Source organism: Pseudomonas sp. YuFO8 (genome assembly GCF_035065025.1).
GTDB classification, from domain to species: Bacteria; Pseudomonadota; Gammaproteobacteria; order Pseudomonadales; family Pseudomonadaceae; genus Aquipseudomonas; species Aquipseudomonas putida_AE.
The window spans coordinates 23,725-42,368 of record NZ_JAXDEQ010000048.1 but is presented as its reverse complement, the minus strand read 5'-3'; the positions used below and the strand labels follow the sequence as shown (position 1 = coordinate 42,368).

Here is an 18,644-nt window from a genome sequence, read left to right as displayed (position 1 = left end):
GAGCCAGCCTGCTGGCGATGAGGCCATCAGCTTCACCACCTGAGTTGACTGACCCGACGCCATCGCCAGCAGGCTGGCTCCCACAGTTTGATCTCCGTCGTACGCAAATCCTGCAGCCACCACAGATCCCCTGTGGGAGCCAGCCTGCTGGCGATGAGGCCATCAGCTTCACCACCTGAGTTGACTGACCCGACGCCATCGCCAGCAGGCTGGCTCCTACAGTTCGGTTGCGTTGGGTTCAAATCCCCGCAGCATTGTTCTGAATACGCAAACACTGAAGTCGCCGAGAATGGAATTGTTGGTGCAGTGGCGGGCTTGTAGCCTCCATTACGCCGAACACCACGATCCGCCAACGACCGGGTGGAGCTCCAGCCAGGGCTCATCAAGACGTCATACCTTGCTTTCGGCCTTACGCCCCTTCGGGGGGTTGGCTCCTATAAAAATAAGGAAGGCAGGTATGAGTATTCGTGCATGGGTCTGCGCAGCGACCCTGTTCGCGCCCGTTCCGGGTGGCGGCGTTTTGTTTCCCGCGACAGCCTTGGCGGCGGACGATCCGATGGGTTCGTTGGTACGCGGTGTGTTCGGTGACAGCCTTGAGCGCGAGCATGGCATCAAGATCTATGGCTGGGGCCAGGTCGGAGCGATCTACAACAACAACGGCACGGATGACGTCAGCAAGCAGAGCTTCTTCAATACCGATGAAGGCGTGAACCTCAATCAGTTCGCCCTTGCCGTGGAGAAGAAACCCAAGAGCAACGTGGTCGGTCGCGTCGGACCGTTTCCCGGGCCGATGCCGCAAGAGGCGGACTGGGGTTTCAACGTCACGGCGCTGTATGGCAAGGACGCACGCTTCTTCAAGACCTACGGCTGGGACGAAGATCTCAGCGTCAACCGCGATAACAAGGCCGAGGACGAAGCCTTCACATTCGCTCAAGCGTACGTCGACTTCTACTTCCCGGTGCTGGGCGGTTCGGACCTGATGATCGGGATCTTCCACACTCCGCTGGAAAACGAAATCGGCTTCGCCTTGCCGTCGCCTGCGCCGACCGACTTCTACTCGCACACCTATTCGTTCATGCACGGTCCAGCCAAACATGCCGGCGCGCTGTACTCGTTCAAACTGCCCTCGGAGCCGGGGCAAAGCATGCTGGGTTTCGAGCTCGGTGTGGTGCAAGGCTGGAACAACCTGCAGGACCCCAACCACGACCCGGACGTGATCGCCAACGTACGCTGGCGTTCGGCGGACTTCGGCACCTGGATAGACTGGGAAAACATCTACGGCAACGGCGCCGGCGACAGCTTCGCCGAATGCAGTTGTGGTTCGCCGCTGCCGGCCGGGACCAAGGATGACGACTACAAGCGCCTGGCGTCTTACTTGACCTTGTCGCAGGTGCTCGACCCGAACAACCGCGTGGCGCTGGAGCTGAATTACGGCACACAGGAGCAGGGCGCCTTCGCCGGGTTCGCCAACAAAGACGATGCAACCTGGTACGGCACCGACATTAACTGGTATCACAAAATCAGCGAAACCCTAATGTGGAACAGTCGCGCCGAATGGTTCTACACCGACGCCCCGGTGCACGTGATGATGGCCAACATCGACCCGGACACCGGGATTCCCGATCCGACCTGGGGCAGTTTCTACGGCGTTACCACCAACCTGGCGTGGACGCCGACACCGAATGTGCGCCTGCGTCCGGAACTGCGCTACGACATCCATTCCGGCCCCGGTCGCGATGCCTACGCCGATGGGGAAAAGGACTCGCAAGTGGTGGCGTCCTTCGACGTCAGCTTCTTTTTCTAAACCGACTCTTTCGCTTGACCCTGACCCCTGCGTGATGGCTCTGCCCCCACGCTGCGACCCTGTTCGTCCGGGCTTTTGGAGTTCTACATGACAGACAACAACGATAAAAACCTGTTTGGCCGCGACTTTTCCCGCCGTGCTTTCCTGCGCAGCACCGGTATTGCCGCCGGTGGTGTGGCCTTGGCCAGTATGCCGTTCAACTTCGCCATCGGCAGTGAGCGGGTGATCAAGCTCGGCTACGTCAGCCCGCAGACCGGTCCGCTGGCACCGTTTGCCGCCGCCGACAACTACATCATCGAATCGCTCAAGCAAGTGTTGAAGAACACGGTCAATGTGGGCGGCAAGGCGTACCGGTTGGAAGTTATCGTCAAGGACAGCCAGTCCAACCCCAACCGCGCGGCGGAGGTGGCGAGCGAGCTGATCCTGTCCGATCAGGTCGACTTGATGCTGGTGTCGTCAACCCCGGAAACCACCAATCCCGTGTCCGATCAATGCGAAATCAACGAGATTCCGTGTATTTTCACGGTGGCGCCATGGCAGCCGTGGTTTTTCACCCGGGGTGGCAAGCCGGATCAGGGCTTCGAGTGGACCTACCACTTTTTCTGGGGCCTTGAAGATGTGATCGGCGCCTACAGTTCGATGTGGGGCGCGATGCCGTCGAACAAAGTGGTCGGCGGCCTGTTTCCCAATGATGGCGACGGCAATGCCTGGGGCGACCAGAAGCTCGGCTTCCCACCGGTGCTGGCGCAAAAGGGTTTCCAACTGGTCGATCCCGGTCGCTTCCAGAGCCTGACCGACGACTTCTCGGCGCAGATCGCCGCGTTCAAAAAAGCTGATGTCGAGATAATCACCGGGGTGGTGATTCCACCGGACCTCAGCACCTTCTGGACCCAGGCACGCCAGCAGGGCTTCAAGCCCAAAGCGGTCTCGGTGGGCAAGGCGTTGCTGTTTCCCACCGCGGTCGATGCGCTGGGCAAGGCCGGCAACAACCTGTCGACGGAAATCTGGTGGAGCCCGACGCACCCGTTCAGCTCTTCGTTGACCGGTGCCAGTGCCGGACAACTGGCCCAAGGGTTCACCCAGGCCACCGGCAAACAATGGACGCAACCGCTGGGCTTCGTGCATGCATTGTTCGAACTGGCGGTGGACATCCTCAAGCGCACCGAGGAAGTCGGTAACGCCCATGCCGTTCGCGATGCCTTGCTCAAGACCAATCTCAATACCGTGGTCGGGCCGATCAACTGGAACGGCGGGCCGGTGAAGAACGTCGCCAAGACGCCGCTGGTCAGCGGCCAATGGCGCCTGGGCAACGACAACAAATACGACCTGATCGTGACCAGCAATGCCACTGCGCCGGCGATCCCGCTGGGCGGCGAGATGCAGGCCATTACGTATTGATCGCGGTAAAAGCAACGGGTGCACCATGCAACAACCACTTCTGCAAATGACCGATGTGCACAAAAGCTACGGCTCGGTGAAGGTCACGGACGCCATGGACCTGACCCTGCAACCGGGAGAAGCCCTGGGCATCATCGGCCCCAACGGCGCGGGTAAAAGCACGCTGTTCAACCTGATCGCCGGTGGCGTGGCAGCCGATAAGGGCACGATCCATTTCGAAGGCCGCAACGTCACCCGGGTACCGGTGTTCAAGCGTTGCCAACAGGGCATTGGCCGTTCCCACCAGATCCCGCACCCGTTCGTGAAAATGACCGTGTTCGAGAACCTGCTGGTGGGTGCGACCTTTGGCGCGCAGTTGCGTGACAAGGCGGCCAGCCAATGGTGCGCGCAAACGCTGGAACTGACGGGCTTGATGCGCAAGGCCAACGTGCTGGCCGGTTCGCTGACACTGCTGGACCGCAAACGCCTGGAAATGGCCCGCGCCTTGTCGACGCAGCCACGCCTGTTGTTGCTGGATGAAATCGCTGGCGGCCTGACCGAACCGGAATGCCTGGCACTGGTGGAAACCATCCAGGGCATCCACAAATCCGGGGTCGCCATTATCTGGATCGAGCACATCGTGCATGCCTTGCTCGCGGTGGTCAGTCGCCTGACCGTGATCAACTTCGGCGCCAAACTGGCCGAAGGCGAGCCGCGCAGCGTGATGGCCGACCCTCGGGTCCAGGAGATCTACATGGGTATCGGGAGTTGACGCATGCTGACCATTGAAAAACTCTGCGCCGGCTACGGCGACTTTCAAGCGCTGTTCGACATCAGCCTGACCCTGGAGCAGGGGGAAACCGTGGCGATCATCGGTTCCAACGGCGCCGGCAAATCGACGTTCCTGCGCTCGCTGGCGGGGCTGATCAAAAACCAGCCCGGCGCCATCACCTTCAAGGGGCAGGCCATTGGTGACATGGCGGCCAATCAGGTGCTGGAGCGCGGCATTGCCCTGGTGCCGGAAGGACGCAAGCTGTTCCCGTCGCTGAGCGTCGAAGAAAACCTGTTGATCGGCGCCTACAGCAAACGCCCGGGACCGTGGACGCTGAAGCGCATATATCAGCTGTTCCCGGTGCTGGAAAAATTGCGCAAGCGTCCAGGCACAGCGTTGTCCGGCGGTCAGCAGCAAATGGTCGCGATCGGCCGGGGCTTGATGGCCAACCCGCACTTGCTGTTGTGCGACGAGATCAGCCTGGGCCTGGCGCCGACCACGATCAAGGACATCTACGCCGCGCTGCCGTCGATCAAGGCCGACGGCACCACGGTGATTCTCGTCGAGCAGGACATCAATCAGGCATTGAGTGTCTGCGATCGCTTCTATTGCTTCCAGGAAGGGCGCGTGTCCCTGACCGGGCGCCCAGGGGATGCGGACAAAGCGCAAATCAAAGCCGCGTATTTCGGGATCTAGATATGGAATGGCTCAATACTTTGCTGCAAGGCATGTTGCTCGGCGGACTGTACGCGATGTTCGCGGTGGGGCTGTCGTTGATGTTCGGCATCATGCGCCTGGTCAATATCGCCCACGGTGACTTCATCGTTCTCGCGTCGTACCTGGCGCTGGTGGTGGTCAACCATCTGGGCTTCAGTCCGCTGGCGAGCCTGCTGATCGTGGTGCCGCTGATGTTCTGTTTCGGTTATCTGCTGCAACGGCTGTTGCTCAACCGCACCCTGGGCACGGACATCCTGCCGCCCCTGCTGGTGACCTTTGGCTTGTCGATCATCGTGCAGAACCTGCTGCTGGAATTTTTCAGCGCCGACAGCCAGAAACTGTCCCAGGGCGAACTGGAAGTCGCCAGTGTCGGTTTCGGCAGCCTGAGCGTGGGCGTCATGCCGCTGATCGTGTTTGGCAGTGCCTTGCTGATCATTGGCGGCCTGCAATTGCTGTTCTACAAAACCGCACTGGGCCGGGCGTTCCGGGCCACCTCCGATGACCAGCACACCGCACGGCTGATGGGCGTCAACAACGCGCATATCTTCGGTCTGGCCATGGCGCTGGCGATGGCGGTGGTGTCTATTGCCGGGGTGTTCCTGGCGATCCGTACCAGTTTCGACCCGACGGTGGGGCCGGCGCGGCTGTTATACGGTTTCGAAGCGGTGATCATCGGCGGGTTGGGCAGCTTGTGGGGCACCCTGGCCGGCGGGGTGATTCTCGGTGTGGCCCAGGCCGTGGGCGCCAAAATCGATCCGGGCTGGCAGATCCTTGCCGGTCACCTGGTGTTTCTGCTGATCCTGGTCGTGCGTCCGCGTGGCCTGTTTCCACGGAGTGTCGACTGATGAATGCCTTGAATAATCCGGCGCTGGCCTGGCGCGTGCAACGCACCACCACCAGCAGCACGATTGGTTTGTCCTTGCTGGGGCTGTGTGTGCTGGTGCTGTTCAGTGCGCCACTTTGGGCGGATCGCGCCAGCCTGCGTCTGGTGGTGGAGTTCGCGTATTACCTGGCGCTGGCGCAGATGTGGAACCTGTTGGCGGGTTACGCCGGCATGGTCTCGGTCGGGCAGCAGGCGTTCGTCGGCTTGGGGGGCTATCTGTTGTTCATGCTCGCCAGCCAGTTCGGTGTTCCGCCATTGTTCGCGGTTTTGCTCTCCGGGGTACTGGTGGCGCTGCTGGCAATTCCCACGGCGCTGATCGTGTTTCGCCTGCGTGGTGCCTATTTCGCCATTGGCACTTGGGTGGTAGCTGAAGTGTTTCGCCTGGGGCTGGCGCAGATGAGCAGTCTTGGCGGCGGCTCGGGGCAGAGTCTGCCGGCGGCGATCGTGCGGCAGATCGGCAATGACCGGGACGGTCGCGAGACGCTGATCTACTTCACCGCACTGGCAATTGCGATTGCCGCCATGGCGGTGGTGTTCTTCCTGCTGCGTTCGCGACAGGGGTTGGCACTGGCGTCGATCCGCGATTCCGAGCCGGCATCCGGCAGCCTTGGGGTCGATACGTTCCGCACCAAGCTGATGGTGTACGTGCTGGCCGCTGGTTGTACGGGGGTGGTCGGCGCGCTGATCTTCCTGCAAAAACTGCGGATTTCCCCGGACGCCGCGTTCAACCTGCAGGACTGGACCGCGGTGGTGATTTTCATTGTGATCATCGGCGGCATCGGCACTCTGGAAGGGCCTTTGATCGGCACGCTGATCTATTTTGCGTTGCGCGGATGCCTGGCGCAGTACGGCGCGGTGTACATGATTATTCTCGGGGTGGTTGCGGTGGTGATGATGCTCAAGGCTCCGCAAGGAGTGTGGGGATTGATCAGCGAACGCCTGGGCTGGCAGGTTTTCCCGATGCAGCGACGGTTGACCGCGCAATCCCGGCCATAGCGTGCAGTCCGGAGTGTGGAGTGCGAGGTACCGACAGGCTAACCTCGCTGTTCCTATAAGAACAATTTCTGTAGGCATTCTCCAGGAACCATGCCCCATGGATCGTTTACTCAGTGTCGAAGCCTTCGTGCGGGTTGCCGAAACCGGCAACTTCGCCAGGGCGGCCCAGCAGCTGGGCGTGACCCGTTCGGTCATCACCCATCGCATCCAGCAGCTGGAGCAGTTCATCAATGCGCCGCTGTTCCATCGCAGCACCCGCCATGTACGGCTCTCCGAAGTGGGGGAGACGTACTACAAGGAGTGCGCGGACATGGTCGCGAGTTTCAACTCGCTGACCGAGCACATGCGCGAACTGCGCGCCAAACCCACCGGCAAGCTGCGGGTGCAGATGCTGCCCGGTTTTGCCATCGGCCATTTTGGCCGCATGCTGGCCGAGTTCACGCGGCTTTACCCGGACATTGAAGTAGACGTCATCGTCAACGACCGGGTGGTGGACCCGATCGAAGAAGGCTTTGATGTGGCGTTCCAGATGTTCCCGCCGATGGCGGAAACCCTGATCGAGCGCAAATTGTTCAGCGTTCGCCGCTTGTTCTGCATGTCCCCCGATTACGCCAGCGAGTTCGGCGTGCCGACCCATCCCCAGGAACTGCTGCAACACAAGATCGCCCTGTATGAGGGTTATCCGTCGCGCAACCGCTGGCTGTTCAACCGCGAAGACGAGCAGGTGGAACTGAGCCTGCCGGGTCAGGTGCGCTCAAACTCGGTGCATCTGTTGCGTGATTACGCCCAGACTGGCGTGTGTATTGTCTGCTTGCCGACGCTGGTGGCCAGTGACGACCTGCTCAGCGGGCGGCTGATTCCGGTGCTGCCCGAATACGCGTTGTCCTCCTTCAATTTCTCCGCGGTGTATCCCGCCACCCAACGCCGGGCCTTGAAAGTCCGTACGTTGATCGACTTTCTGGTGGAGAACTTCGGCGATGAGCCATGCTGGGACAAGCCCTTGCTCGAACGCGGCTGGATCCGTTGAGTCACACCAAACCTGTAGGAGCGAGCTTGCTCCCACAATGACCCCAGTGTTTGCGTTTCGCGAACACTGTTGTCGCTGACTCTCTAATTGTTCCCGCAAGGGCTCAGACGTACTGTTGCCTCACTGTTACTACAACAACAAAACGGTGAAAACCATGAGTAGCGCGGCAATCGAAACGGTCTTCGGCTCGCTGGACAAGTACACCAAGGGCTCGGTTGAAATCATCAGCGGCCAGGCCAGTCACTACGCCTTTTCCAACGTGTTCGAAGTGGCGGAACAATCCCGGCCTTATGAAAAGGTCGTGGTTGGCCTCAACCTCGGCTATGTCATCGAAACCCTGCGCGCGGAAGGCCAGTCGCCCTGGTACACCGCCGCGCACGACGAATTCGCCATCGTCATGGACGGTGAAGTGCGGGTGGATTTTCTCAAGCTCGATGCGCCATTGATGGCAGGCGAGGGCACGCAACTGGCCGGTGATGTGCCGGCGGGCAAACCCATGGGTTACGTCCTGCTCAAGCGCGGCCATCAGTGCCTGCTGCCGGTGGGCACGGCCTATCGCTTCGAAGCCAGTCGCCCGGGCGTGATCCTGCAGCAGACGATCAAGGGCCCGTTGTCGGTCGAGAAGTGGGCCGACATCTGCCTGAAGTGATCTGCCCAGCCGACCCCGCCAACAAAAACAAGAGGAACTCTGTCATGGCCATGCTTGAAACCGCAGCCCTTACCCCACTGTTTGCCGATGAAGACGTCCAGGCCAGCGCCGCCGACGTCGTCACCGGCTACCGCGCTTTCAAACTCGGCGCCTTCGAGCTGTCGCGCGACGAGTATTTCGCCCGTATCACCTGGCCCGCCAAAGGTCAGACCCGTTCCCATCTGATTCCGGTCGATGCCTTCCTGCGAGCCTTGATGCGCGACGTGGCCTGGGGCTTTTTCTACGGCTGGGTCAACTTCGACCACGTCATCGGCACCCGCAACTACTACGGCAAGGTCGACCTGTACGCCGGCACCTTCAATGGAACGCTCAAGGCGGCAGGGGTCAACTACACAGAAAACTTCGAGACGCCGCTGATCATGGCGACGTTCAAGGCGATCCTGCGCGACTGGACCAACGCCACCTTCGACCCGTTCGCCGCCCCGGAAGAAACCGGCAGCGCCTTCGGTCGCAAGAACGGCAACAACATCGAAGCCATCGAACGCTTTCGCATCGCCACCAAACGCATGCCCGGCCTGCCGGATGACTCGCCGCTGCGCAACGATCTGCCGGTCAACCGCCAGTTCATCGACGTGCCCCAGGACGAGCCGGAAATCCACGCCGCCGAAGGTTTCGAAGGCCAGCTGCATGCCTTCAACCTGCACAAGTACCTGTCGCGCTCCGACGTGACCTGGAACCCCTCGGTGACCTCGGTGTGCAAGGCCAGCCTGTTCTGCCCGACCACCGAAGAATTCATCCTGCCGGTGTTCCATGGCAATGACCGGATCGAGTGGTTCCTGCAGCTGTCGGACGAGATCATCTGGGATGTCGGCGACAAGGACGACGGCAACCCCCGTGCGCGCATCACCATGCGGGCCGGCGACATCTGCGCCATGCCCGCCGACATTCGCCACCAGGGCTATTCGACCAAGCGCTCGATGCTGCTGGTCTGGGAAAACGCCACGCCGAACCTGCCGCAACGCTACGAAAGCGGCGAGCTCAAGCCGTACCCGATCGAATTCTAAGACCTCGTGCGTGGCCCGGCATCGCCCCGGGCCACGCGCTCAGCCATCCAGTCAGCCACTGCGCCTTAGGCGCGGTGCGAGGAAACCCTTATGCAAAATCAGCTCTATATCGATGGCCGCTTCGTTGATGCGCTCGCCGGCGGCACCATCGACGTCGTGTCGCCCCATGACGGCTCGTTGATCACCCGCATCGCCGCCGCCGAAACCGCCGACGTCGACCTCGCGGTGGCCGCCGCCAAACGCGCGTTCCCGGCGTGGTCGGCGCTGGGCGCTGCCGAGCGTGGACGCCTGTTGCTGAAACTGGCGGACAGGATCGAGGAATGCAGCGAAGAACTGGCGCAGCTGGAATCCCTCAACACTGGGCACCCGATCCGCGATTCCCGTGGCCTGGATGTACCGCGCACCGCTGCGTGCTTCCGCTACTTCGGTGGCATGGCCGACAAGATCGAAGGCACGGTGATTCCGGTCGAAGCCGGGTTCCTCAATTACGTGCAGCGCAAGCCGATTGGCGTGGTCGGGCAGATCGTGCCGTGGAATTTTCCGCTGATGTTCACCAGCTGGAAGATGGGCCCGGCGCTGGCGGCGGGGAACACCGTCGTCATCAAGCCCTCGGAAATCACACCGCTGTCGACCTTGCGCATTGTCGAGTTGATGACCGAGGTCGGCTTCCCCAAAGGCGTCGTCAACGTCGTGCCGGGCTACGGCCATACCGCGGGCCAGGCGTTGGCGGAACACCTCGACGTCGGCAAGATTGCCTTTACCGGCTCGACCGCGACCGCTCGGCGCATTGTCGAAGCCTCCAAAGGCAACCTCAAGCGCATCCAGTTGGAGCTGGGCGGCAAGGGGGCGAACATTGTGTTTGCAGACGCCAATCTGGAAGCGGCGGTCAACGGCGCTGCCTGGGCGATCTTCCACAACCAGGGCCAGGCCTGCATCGCCGGTTCGCGGCTGATTCTGCACAAAGACATCGCGGACCAGTTCCTCGAGCGTTTCATCGCCCTGGCGAAGTCGATTCGCCTGGGCGACCCGATGGACCCGGACACCGAAATGGGCCCTCTGACTTCGGCCCTGCACCGCGACCGTGTCATGGCGTACATCGACATCGCCATCGAACAGGGCGGCAAGGTTCTCGCTGGCGGCAAGGCACCGGACGACCCGGCGCTGGCCAAGGGCTTTTATGTCGAGCCGACCGTGGTCGAGGCCAAGCCCGGTGATCGCGTGTGCCAGGAAGAAGTCTTCGGCCCGTTCGTTACCGTGGTGCGTTTCAGCACCGACGAAGAAGCGCTGGCCATCGCCAACAGCACCGAGTACGGACTGGGCAGTGGCCTGTGGACACAGAACCTGAGCCGTGCGCACAAGATGGCCGACGCCATCCATGCCGGCATGTGCTGGATCAACTGCTACAAACGCGTCAGCCCGGGCAGCCCGTTCGGCGGCGTCGGCCAATCCGGTTATGGCCGGGAAATGGGTTTCGAAGCGATCCACGACTACACCGAAGCACGCTCGGTATGGGTCAACGTCGACGCAAAAATCCCGCCACATTTCAAACGCTGAGGCCGGCCATGAATCCTTTTGTCTACCAAAGCCTGCCGACCCGTGTGGTGTTCGGCTGGGGCAAGCTCTCGGCGCTGGCTGAAGAAATCGAACGGCTGGGAGCCCGTCGGGCGCTGATCCTCACCACGCCGGAACAGCACGGCCTGGGCGAGCGCGTCGCGGCGTTGCTCGGTGATCGCGCCGCGGGTGTTTATCCGCACGCGGTGATGCACGTGCCGCTGGAAGTGGCGCAAGCGGCACGCGTCGAAGCGGTGCGCCTGGATGCCGATTGCTGCGTGGCCATTGGCGGTGGCTCGACCATTGGCCTGGGCAAGGCGATTGCCATGGATTCGGGGTTGCCGATCGTGGCAGTACCGACCACTTACGCCGGCTCCGAGATGACGCCGATCTACGGGCTGACCGAAAATCGCCTGAAGAAAACCGGACGCGATCCTCGGGTCCTGCCGAAAACCGTGATCTACGACCCGCAATTGACCCTGACCCTGCCGGCGCAGATCTCCGCCTGTTCGGGCATGAACGCCATGGCCCACGCGGTGGAAGCGCTGTACGCCGAGGACGCCAATCCGATCGTCGGTTTCATGGCCGAGGAGTCCATCCGCTCGCTGGCCCAGGCCTTGCCCGGCGTGGTCAATGATCCCAACGATCCTCACGCTCGCAGCCAAGCCTTGTATGGCGCCTGGCTGGCGGGCATTTGCCTGGGCTCGGTGGGCATGGCCTTGCACCACAAGCTCTGCCACACCCTGGGCGGCACCTTCAATCTGCCCCACGCCCAGGCCCACGCCATCGTGCTGCCCCATGCCGCGCATTACAACCGCGAAGCGGCCGCCGAGCCGTTGCAACGTGCCGCGCGCGCCCTGGGTGGTAGCTCGGCCAGTGAGGTGGGTGCATTGTTGTATGCACTCAACCAGAAGCTGGGCATTCCATTGGCACTGGCGGACATCGGCCTACCGCCAAACGGTCCGGCCGAGGCTGCAAAAATTGCCTGTGCCAGCCCTTATTACAATCCACGGCCGTTTGAACAAGGCCCGATCGAAGCACTGCTGACCCGCGCATTGAATGGCCAGGCGCCAGCCTGACCCCAGCAGCGCAGCCAGCCCATGTCGGAACAAGAACAATGACCGATCAAGACAAAGTGGTAGAAAAACTGATTTCCGAGCAGGCCGTGAACAGCTTCGCCGACGCCCCGGATGCCCGCTACAAACAGATCATGCAATGCCTGGTCCGGCACCTGCACGCGTTCGTCAGCGAGGTCGAACTGACCGAACAGGAGTGGTTCGAGGGCATTCGCTTCCTGACTGCAACCGGCCAAAAATGCGATGGCCTGGTGCGTCAGGAATTCATTCTGTTGTCGGATACCCTGGGTGTATCGATGCTGGTCGACGCGATCAATCATCGACACAGCGCAACCGCCACCGAAACCACGGTGTTCGGGCCGTTCTACATCGAAGGCATGCCCGAGCGCGCATTCGGCGAAAACATGGCCTTCACCCCGGGCGAGACGGCGCTGGTGCGCGGTCGGGTGGTCGACACCCAGGGCAATGCCTTGGCCGGTGCGGTGCTGGACGTGTGGCAGACCGCCGAAAACGGCATGTATTCGGGCCAGGACAGCGAACAGCCGTTCGGCAACCTGCGCGGTCGTTATCGTACCGACGCTGACGGCTGCTTTGCGATTCGCACCATTGTCCCGGTGGCCTACCCGATCCCCACCGATGGCCCGGTTGGACGCATGCTCGATGCCGCTAATCGGCATGCCTGGCGACCGGCGCACCTGCATTTCATGGTCGAGGTGCCGGGGTATCGCAAACTGGTGACCCACCTCTTCAATCACGACGATCCGTACCTCGAATCCGATGCGGTGTTTGGTGTGAAGCAGTCGTTGCAGGTGATTTATGAGGATCGCAACAGCCACGATGAAGTGTCCGCACGCCTGGGTATGCCATTGCCGTTCAAGCGCGCGTGTTATGAATTCGTCATGGAAGCCGGGTGAAGCATGGGCCAGTTTTTTGCGGTATTCGCCACCGACCACCCGGATTCCCTGGCCTTGCGCCAGCGCCTGCGGCCCAGCCACCAAGCGCATCTGCGGGCGACCGATACCCACCGGGTGGTGGTACGCCTGGGCGGTCCGACCCTCGATGATGTCGGCGCGGCAATGAACGGCACGCTGCTGGTGATCGAAGCCGGCAGCCTGGCGGAGGTGGAAGCCTTCATCGAGGACGACCCCTACGTCCAGGCCGGGCTGTTTGCCAGCATCCAGATACGCCCCTGGCACTGGAGCCTCGGCAACCCGGAACTGCGGGGCTGACCATGACCCTCATCACCTTGTGCCAACGGGAAGACATCGCCGACTGTGGCGCCTTGGGCCTGCCTCAGCACCAGCACCTGCATCCCGCCGGCCTCGTTGCGGTGCGCCAGGGCGAGCAGGTGTGGGTGTACATCAACCGCTGCCCGCATTTTTCGGTTCCGCTGGACTATAACCCGCAGGAATTCTGCACCTATCGCGGCCAGGTGCTGATGTGCGCGCATCACAGCGCGATGTTTCGATTTGAAGACGGGCACTGTATCGATGGACCGTGTAAAGGTGCGAGGCTGGAACCGGTACCGGTGCGCTGGGTGGAAAACAGCCTGGTCATGGAGGTGGACGAGGAGGGCTGAACTACACTCTTTCGGGTGAATCACGCCCATCAGGAGATCATCATGAAAAGGTTGTCACCCATCGGCCTGTGCGTCGCACTGTCGTTATTCAGTGCCCAGGGATGGACCCAGACGGTAGTACCGCTGAAGGGCCAGACTTCGCAACAGACCCAACTGGATATCAATGAATGCAACAGCATCGCCGCCAGTAGTGCATCGACCACCTCGACACCCTCGGGCGGACGGGTCAAGGGCGCCGCCGTGGGCGCGGCTGCCGGTGCGGCCGGGGCCCAGGTGCGCGGGCGTCAGCACGACGAGTTTTATGATCGAGTCGATGACGATAAACAGCAGGACTACCGCCAGGACCGCGCCAAGCAAACGGCGGCGGCAGGTGTTGTGGTCGGCGGTTCTCGCCAGCGCCAGGAGCGCCGGGAGCAGGAGAAAACCAACGCCGCGACCACTTCGACGGCGTATACCAGTTGCTTGCAGGGCAAGGGGTATCAGGTTAATCCATGATCAAACTGGATCTGTAGAGGCGAGGCTGGTGTTTTGCCGCTGATCCAGCAAATACACCATCAGGCAGGCATACAGCGTCACGGCGATGAACAGCCCCATGCGCACCGCAAAAGCGGTGTAGACGTCCTTGCCCGCCAGGCTGTCCTGCACCGATTGCCCGAGCAGGATAATCAGGGTGACCAAGGTGTTGAGCCAGAAGCCCGGGCTAAACCGCCCCGGGCTCAAGCCATAGAGCTTGCGCGCCAGGATCAGGGCGAACAGCAGCATCCACAGGAAGAACATCCACAGGTGCACAAAGACCGTCAGTGCGCTCCAGAACGCAATGGCCAACAGGCCGCCCAGCAAGGTCGAGCCAATCAGCTCGCGGGCGGCATCGCGGGCGTTGGTGGTGGAGCTCTGCTGGCCCAGGCTCACGGCCTTGAGCACGATCGGCATGTAGCTGGCGGGGTCGATCAGGGCCAGCAGAAACGTCGGCATTACGATCAGGGTTGCGCGTAACGCCACCCGGTCGACGTTTTCAGTGGATAGAGCCGGGGCGGGTGGGGGCGTCGGGGTATTGGCCGGTTCGGGGAACAGCCAGTGACTCACCCTACCGATCAGGACCGCCAGGAGCAAGCCGCTGGTCAGCGCCTTGATCACCGTCGCCGCCAGGCCGAAGTCGGCGACTCCGGCTGCGGGGATCATGGTCAGGCCGATCACCAGGAAGGTCACCACCAGGTTGTTGCCGCCCCGTTGGCCGTAGCGAAAGACCATCAGCAGGCCGAGGCCGATCAACAGCACGCCGCTGAAGGCGTAATAACGCAGCAGGGGGATCAGCAGCAGGCCGATGCCGGTGGTCAGCATCGCAGTCAGTGCAAGCACCAGGGTGGCCTTGAACGGCAACGGGCGATTGATGCTGACCAGCAACAATGCCCCCAGCACCGGTGCCAGGAACGGGATCGGCATCCCCAGGCCAAAACTCACTGCCAGGCACAGCGCAGTGCCACAGGCCAGGCGCAGCGCGCGCTGCACCCTCGGCGAACGCTTAGTAGGCATACGACAGCCAGCTCATCAGCCACAGGAACAACCGGCCCAGTGGATTGAGCACGTTGCCTTCGGAAGGGAAGGCCATGACTTCGGCCTGGCCACCGGAGCGGATCGCGCGGTTGTCCTTGAGCATCGACAAGGATTCGGCCGAGAACTCGATGATCACCGGAAAACGCTGGGCGGGGCGCAGCCAATCACGGCTGTTCTGCACCGTCGGCAGGCTGCCGGGAGCGGCCGGGGTGCCCACGCTGACCCCGTAGCCGACGCTGCGCACGCGGCCCTGGAACACTTCGCCGGGCAGCGCATCGAGGGCAATGGACACCGGGGTCTCGGGCCTGACCAGGGCGAGGTTGTTCTCGGTCATGTCGGCGCTGATCCACACATCGTGGATTGCAATCAGGGTCATGACCGGGTTGCCGGCCGCGGCGAACTGGCCGACGTCGGTGCGCAGGTCGGTGATCAACCCGGCCGAACGGGCGCGGATCTGCGTGTTGGAAAGATCCAGTTCGGCTTTCGACAGGGCAGTGGCGGCGCTGCGCAGCAGGGCGTTGTCCTCCTCTTTGCCACCTTCCTGCTCCTTCGCACGCTGGACTTCAGCGCGGGCAGCGGCGACCTGGCTGGTGGCCGCTTCGCGGGCGGCGCGGGAAACCTCCAGCAGGCGCACGGAAACGGTCCCGGGGTCTTCACGGTACAAGCCTTCAAGCCGCTGGTTATCCTGCTTCGCCTTGAGTTCGTTGGCTTGTGCCGCGCGCAGACTGGCTTGGGCCGAGGCGATACCGGCGGTGCTGGCACCGATCTGCCGGCGGGTGGATTCCAAGTCGGCACGCGCACGGTCAACGGCGATCTGGTAGGGCTGCGGGTCCACCTCGAAAATCACCTCGCCAGCCTTCACGTCCTGGTTATTGCGCACATTGACGCGGATCACCCGGCCGGCGACTTCCGCCGCCACCGGAATCACGAACGCGCCCACCCGTGCCTGCTGGGTGTACGGTGTGAAACGGTCAGCCAACAGGTACCAGGCCAGGCTGAAAACGATCAGCAGTAACACCCACTTGATGCCTTTTTTCGCGGGATCGGCGGCAGGCTGCGCTGGCTGAGGGGAGGGCGCGGCTTCAGTCATGGTTTTTTCACCTGATTGGGCAAGGGGGAGGCAGGCTGCTCAGCCGGTGGATCGTTGAGCAGGTCGCCCCAGTCAGTCCGTTGTTCCATTTGCTGGCGCGTGGCGGCATCGACCCTGGGCTGGGCGCTGTACCAACCGCCGCCCAACGCCTTGTACAGGGCAATCACATTGCTCACCGCATCGCCACGGCTGACCAGGTAATTGTCCTGGAGTTCGAGCAGCGCGCGCTGGGCGTCCAGCACCCGCTGGAAGTCCGAATAACCTTCGCGGTACAGCGTGTTGGCCAGGGCCAGCGAACGTTGTGCGGCGCTTTCGGCCTCGCGCAGGATGCGTTCGCGCTGCAGGGAGCGGGTCAGGCCGTTGGCGGCGTCATCCGCTTCGCGTGCAGCCTGGCGCACCTTGTCGCGATAGGCTTCGATCAATTGCTGCAAGCGCGCATCCTGCACGCGTATGTTGTTGGCGATGCGGCCATAGTCGAACACGTTCCAGCGCAGGCTCGGCCCGCCAATCAGGTCGAGGCTGCGGGAGGTTGCGCTCAAGGAGTCGGTGGACCAGACGATGCTGCCCAGCAACGTCAGGGCCGGGTAGTAATCGGTTTCGGCCACCCCGACCAGCGCCGACTGCGCCGCGACATTCAGCTCGGCTGCGCGCACATCGGGCCGGCGCAGCAGCAGGTTGGCCGGCACATCCTGCAGCACGGCGCGATCCACCAGCGGGATCAACCGGGTGTTGTCGACCACCAGTGGCAGCGCACCGGGTGCCTGGCCGATCAACACGGCCAACGCATTGCGGGTGCGATGGAGCTGATCTTCCAGAAGGGGGATGGTGCTCAACGTGCCCAGGTATTGGGTCTTGGCTTGTTGCAGGTCGAGTTCGGCGGTCTGGCCGCTGTTGAACAGCTTCTCGGTGATCTCGTAGTTGCGATGTTGCTGCTTGGCGTTTGCATTGGCGACGCGCAGGCGCGCCTCGGTGGTGCGCAGGAAAAAATAGCTGTCGGCGACTTGCGCCCGCAGCAGGACCAGCACGTCGTCGTAGTTGGCTTCAGACGCGAAATAGCTGGCATCGGCGGCCTCGATGGCACGGGCGAAGCGACCCCAGAAGTCCAGCTCCCAACCGACATCGAACCCGGCGCTGTGTTGCCATAAATGGCTGTCCACCGGGTTATCCCCGCCGGACTGATGGCGGTCGATGTACACGCTGTCAGCGGCGATCTGTTGCAGCTGCGGGTAGCGCCCGCTCTCGGCGATGCCCAATTGTGCGCGGGCTTCCATCACCCGCAGGCCGGCGATCTTCAGGCTGGAGTTGTGCGCGTCCGACTCGGCAATCAGGCGGTCGAGCACCGGGTCGGCGAAGATCTGCCACCACTGGCGGATGTCCGGGTATTGCGCGCGTTGACTGGCGTGTTCAAGGGCCGGGGTGTTCCAGTGGTCGACCCAGGGTTCGCCGGGCGGCTGGAAGTCCGGACCCAGCCGAACGCACCCGCCAAGGACCGCTACCCCAAGCAGCAGCAGTCGACCATGCCGCATCCGTGTGGATGTACCTGATTGCATTGGGTGTTTTCCAACCAAAGGACATCACAGCAGCATAGCCGTCTGTATGCCTTCTGCATGGGCCTGGAGAGTCGGTACGCAAAAACGTCGCGACTGTCGCAAAAACGACCTGTTTACGCTGAACGCGAACCTTCAACAGTTTTCTGTTGAACGAGTGTTCAGCTTGGACTATGTTCGTTCCACCTTCTCTCCCGGCTGGTTGCGGGCTTGCGTTTCTTCATATTGAACGAGGCACTGGCATGCGGTTTTCACCCTTTGTTGAGCGGACGCCCGGTGTTGGCACCGCGGATTTCATCACCGATGCCGCTCTTGATGTGCCTGCTGAAGGTGACACACACAACAGCGAATCTACCGACCGACTTGCCTTGCGCGAAGCGCTTGCCGACCACTACGGCAAGCAGCTCAATCGAGAGCCGAAGACCGCGAGCGTGATCACGCTGGACGGGGCGCAGAACGCCTTGTTTGTCACGTCGATGTGCCTGCTGGCCGCAGGTGACGAGGTGATTGTCCTCGATCCGATGGTCCTGACCTGTGAGGCGTCGCTCAAGGCCTGCGGCGTCAAGCTGGTGCAGGTGGCGATCTCGGCGGAAGCCACAGCGCTGGCCAAGGCGATTACCCCGCGGACCCGGGCGATTTTCCTGTCCGGCCCGAAGCGCAACCCTGAAGCCTTGCAAGCCATCGCCGGACTCGCCATCGCCCATGACCTGTGGGTGGTGATCGACGAGGTCCATGACGACCTGACGCTGCAGCACCCGCATCTGAGTCTCGCGGCAGCGCCGGGCATGGCCGAGCGTTGCGTGGTGATCGGCAGCCTGGCGAAATCCCACCCGATGGCCGATTGGGCCATGGCCTGGATCGTCGCTGATCCCGCCCTGGTCGCGCATGCCGAGTCCCTGGTATTGGCCAAGGCCTCCCAGCGTATCCGCGATTTTGTCCAGGCGTTGCAAGCGCCAGCACC

18 protein-coding genes and 1 pseudogene are annotated in these 18,644 nt (G+C 62.3%); 16 read left to right on the top strand and 3 right to left on the bottom strand.

Going from position 1 to position 18,644, the window contains the following annotated elements:
- The first annotated feature begins 457 nt into the window (after nucleotides 1–457).
- From SOP95_RS27705 to SOP95_RS27635, 15 genes are all read left to right on the top strand, one after another.
- On the top strand, nucleotides 458–1,804 hold the full coding sequence (locus SOP95_RS27705; RefSeq protein ID WP_323609014.1) for an outer membrane beta-barrel protein: 1,347 nt from the start codon (nucleotides 458–460) through the stop codon (nucleotides 1,802–1,804).
- Nucleotides 1,805–1,891: 87 nt separating this feature from the next.
- Nucleotides 1,892–3,202 (top strand): ABC transporter substrate-binding protein, encoded by a 1,311-nt coding sequence (locus SOP95_RS27700; RefSeq protein ID WP_323609013.1) that lies wholly within the window; start codon nucleotides 1,892–1,894, stop codon nucleotides 3,200–3,202.
- 25 nt (nucleotides 3,203–3,227) lie between these two features.
- Nucleotides 3,228–3,953, top strand: coding sequence for an ABC transporter ATP-binding protein (locus SOP95_RS27695; RefSeq protein ID WP_323609012.1), 726 nt, complete (start codon nucleotides 3,228–3,230; stop codon nucleotides 3,951–3,953).
- A gap of 3 nt (nucleotides 3,954–3,956) precedes the next feature.
- Nucleotides 3,957–4,649: an ABC transporter ATP-binding protein gene (locus SOP95_RS27690; RefSeq protein ID WP_323609011.1), complete on the top strand. Its 693-nt coding sequence runs from the start codon at nucleotides 3,957–3,959 to the stop codon at nucleotides 4,647–4,649.
- A gap of 2 nt (nucleotides 4,650–4,651) precedes the next feature.
- Nucleotides 4,652–5,515, top strand: coding sequence for a branched-chain amino acid ABC transporter permease (locus SOP95_RS27685; RefSeq protein ID WP_323609010.1), 864 nt, complete (start codon nucleotides 4,652–4,654; stop codon nucleotides 5,513–5,515).
- Complete coding sequence (locus SOP95_RS27680) at nucleotides 5,515–6,549, top strand: branched-chain amino acid ABC transporter permease (RefSeq protein WP_323609009.1); 1,035 nt, start codon at nucleotides 5,515–5,517, stop codon at nucleotides 6,547–6,549. The genes SOP95_RS27685 and SOP95_RS27680 overlap by 1 nt, the downstream gene beginning before the upstream one ends.
- 97 nt (nucleotides 6,550–6,646) lie before the next feature.
- A complete protein-coding gene (locus tag SOP95_RS27675; protein ID WP_323609007.1) occupies nucleotides 6,647–7,576 on the top strand; it encodes a LysR family transcriptional regulator in 930 nt (309 codons plus the stop codon).
- A 154-nt stretch (nucleotides 7,577–7,730) separates the two neighbouring features.
- A complete protein-coding gene (locus SOP95_RS27670) occupies nucleotides 7,731–8,225 on the top strand; it encodes a hydroxyquinol 1,2-dioxygenase (RefSeq protein WP_323609006.1) in 495 nt (164 codons plus the stop codon).
- Nucleotides 8,226–8,269: 44 nt separating this feature from the next.
- Entirely contained in the window at nucleotides 8,270–9,289 is a 1,020-nt protein-coding gene (locus tag SOP95_RS27665) for a hydroxyquinol 1,2-dioxygenase (protein ID WP_323609005.1), read from the top strand.
- Nucleotides 9,290–9,379: 90 nt separating this feature from the next.
- Nucleotides 9,380–10,843, top strand: coding sequence for an aldehyde dehydrogenase family protein (locus SOP95_RS27660; RefSeq protein WP_323609004.1), 1,464 nt, complete (start codon nucleotides 9,380–9,382; stop codon nucleotides 10,841–10,843).
- 8 nt (nucleotides 10,844–10,851) lie between these two features.
- Complete coding sequence (locus tag SOP95_RS27655) at nucleotides 10,852–11,919, top strand: maleylacetate reductase (protein WP_323609003.1); 1,068 nt, start codon at nucleotides 10,852–10,854, stop codon at nucleotides 11,917–11,919.
- Between the two features lie 38 nt (nucleotides 11,920–11,957).
- Entirely contained in the window at nucleotides 11,958–12,830 is an 873-nt protein-coding gene (locus tag SOP95_RS27650; protein ID WP_323609002.1) for a dioxygenase family protein, read from the top strand.
- Nucleotides 12,831–12,833: 3 nt separating this feature from the next.
- Nucleotides 12,834–13,145 carry a YciI family protein gene (locus SOP95_RS27645; RefSeq protein ID WP_323609001.1) on the top strand — a complete coding sequence of 104 codons (312 nt, stop codon included), beginning with the start codon at nucleotides 12,834–12,836 and terminating at the stop codon, nucleotides 13,143–13,145.
- Nucleotides 13,146–13,147: 2 nt separating this feature from the next.
- Nucleotides 13,148–13,495: a Rieske (2Fe-2S) protein gene (locus SOP95_RS27640; RefSeq protein WP_323609000.1), complete on the top strand. Its 348-nt coding sequence runs from the start codon at nucleotides 13,148–13,150 to the stop codon at nucleotides 13,493–13,495.
- A gap of 42 nt (nucleotides 13,496–13,537) precedes the next feature.
- Nucleotides 13,538–13,990, top strand: coding sequence for a hypothetical protein (locus SOP95_RS27635; protein WP_323608999.1), 453 nt, complete (start codon nucleotides 13,538–13,540; stop codon nucleotides 13,988–13,990).
- Here the strand turns inward: SOP95_RS27635 and SOP95_RS27630 are convergent, their stop codons facing one another.
- The 3 genes from SOP95_RS27630 to SOP95_RS27620 are packed head-to-tail and all read right to left on the bottom strand — an operon-like array spanning nucleotide 13,991 to nucleotide 17,686.
- Nucleotides 13,991–15,025 (bottom strand): DUF2955 domain-containing protein, encoded by a 1,035-nt coding sequence (locus tag SOP95_RS27630; protein WP_323608998.1) that lies wholly within the window; start codon nucleotides 15,023–15,025, stop codon nucleotides 13,991–13,993.
- A complete protein-coding gene (locus SOP95_RS27625; RefSeq protein WP_274075733.1) occupies nucleotides 15,015–16,136 on the bottom strand; it encodes an HlyD family secretion protein in 1,122 nt (373 codons plus the stop codon). Before SOP95_RS27625 ends, SOP95_RS27630 begins: the two co-directional genes overlap by 11 nt.
- Entirely contained in the window at nucleotides 16,133–17,686 is a 1,554-nt protein-coding gene (locus SOP95_RS27620) for a TolC family protein (RefSeq protein ID WP_323608997.1), read from the bottom strand. Before SOP95_RS27620 ends, SOP95_RS27625 begins: the two co-directional genes overlap by 4 nt.
- 170 nt (nucleotides 17,687–17,856) lie before the next feature.
- On the opposite strand from SOP95_RS27620, the pseudogene SOP95_RS32295 reads away from it, so the two are divergent.
- Nucleotides 17,857–18,573, top strand: a pseudogene (locus tag SOP95_RS32295) (aminotransferase class I/II-fold pyridoxal phosphate-dependent enzyme); the annotation flags it as partial.
- Nucleotides 18,574–18,644: the final 71 nt, after the last annotated feature.

Bases quoted from the DNA above. Each gene is read 5' to 3' on its own strand.
- SOP95_RS27655 (WP_323609003.1), top strand. From the start codon at position 10,852: ATGAATCCTTTTGTCTACCAAAGCCTGCCGACCCGTGTGGTGTTCGGC.
- SOP95_RS27625 (WP_274075733.1), bottom strand. From the start codon at position 16,136: ATGACTGAAGCCGCGCCCTCCCCTCAGCCAGCGCAGCCTGCCGCCGAT.
- SOP95_RS27700 (WP_323609013.1), top strand. From the start codon at position 1,892: ATGACAGACAACAACGATAAAAACCTGTTTGGCCGCGACTTTTCCCGC.
- SOP95_RS27620 (WP_323608997.1), bottom strand. From the start codon at position 17,686: ATGCAATCAGGTACATCCACACGGATGCGGCATGGTCGACTGCTGCTG.
- SOP95_RS27665 (WP_323609005.1), top strand. From the start codon at position 8,270: ATGGCCATGCTTGAAACCGCAGCCCTTACCCCACTGTTTGCCGATGAA.
- SOP95_RS27675 (WP_323609007.1), top strand. From the start codon at position 6,647: ATGGATCGTTTACTCAGTGTCGAAGCCTTCGTGCGGGTTGCCGAAACC.
- SOP95_RS27660 (WP_323609004.1), top strand. From the start codon at position 9,380: ATGCAAAATCAGCTCTATATCGATGGCCGCTTCGTTGATGCGCTCGCC.
- SOP95_RS27640 (WP_323609000.1), top strand. From the start codon at position 13,148: ATGACCCTCATCACCTTGTGCCAACGGGAAGACATCGCCGACTGTGGC.
- SOP95_RS27635 (WP_323608999.1), top strand. From the start codon at position 13,538: ATGAAAAGGTTGTCACCCATCGGCCTGTGCGTCGCACTGTCGTTATTC.
- SOP95_RS27695 (WP_323609012.1), top strand. From the start codon at position 3,228: ATGCAACAACCACTTCTGCAAATGACCGATGTGCACAAAAGCTACGGC.
- SOP95_RS27670 (WP_323609006.1), top strand. From the start codon at position 7,731: ATGAGTAGCGCGGCAATCGAAACGGTCTTCGGCTCGCTGGACAAGTAC.
- SOP95_RS27685 (WP_323609010.1), top strand. From the start codon at position 4,652: ATGGAATGGCTCAATACTTTGCTGCAAGGCATGTTGCTCGGCGGACTG.
- SOP95_RS27650 (WP_323609002.1), top strand. From the start codon at position 11,958: ATGACCGATCAAGACAAAGTGGTAGAAAAACTGATTTCCGAGCAGGCC.
- SOP95_RS27705 (WP_323609014.1), top strand. From the start codon at position 458: ATGAGTATTCGTGCATGGGTCTGCGCAGCGACCCTGTTCGCGCCCGTT.
- SOP95_RS27645 (WP_323609001.1), top strand. From the start codon at position 12,834: ATGGGCCAGTTTTTTGCGGTATTCGCCACCGACCACCCGGATTCCCTG.
- SOP95_RS27690 (WP_323609011.1), top strand. From the start codon at position 3,957: ATGCTGACCATTGAAAAACTCTGCGCCGGCTACGGCGACTTTCAAGCG.
- SOP95_RS27630 (WP_323608998.1), bottom strand. From the start codon at position 15,025: ATGCCTACTAAGCGTTCGCCGAGGGTGCAGCGCGCGCTGCGCCTGGCC.
- SOP95_RS27680 (WP_323609009.1), top strand. From the start codon at position 5,515: ATGAATGCCTTGAATAATCCGGCGCTGGCCTGGCGCGTGCAACGCACC.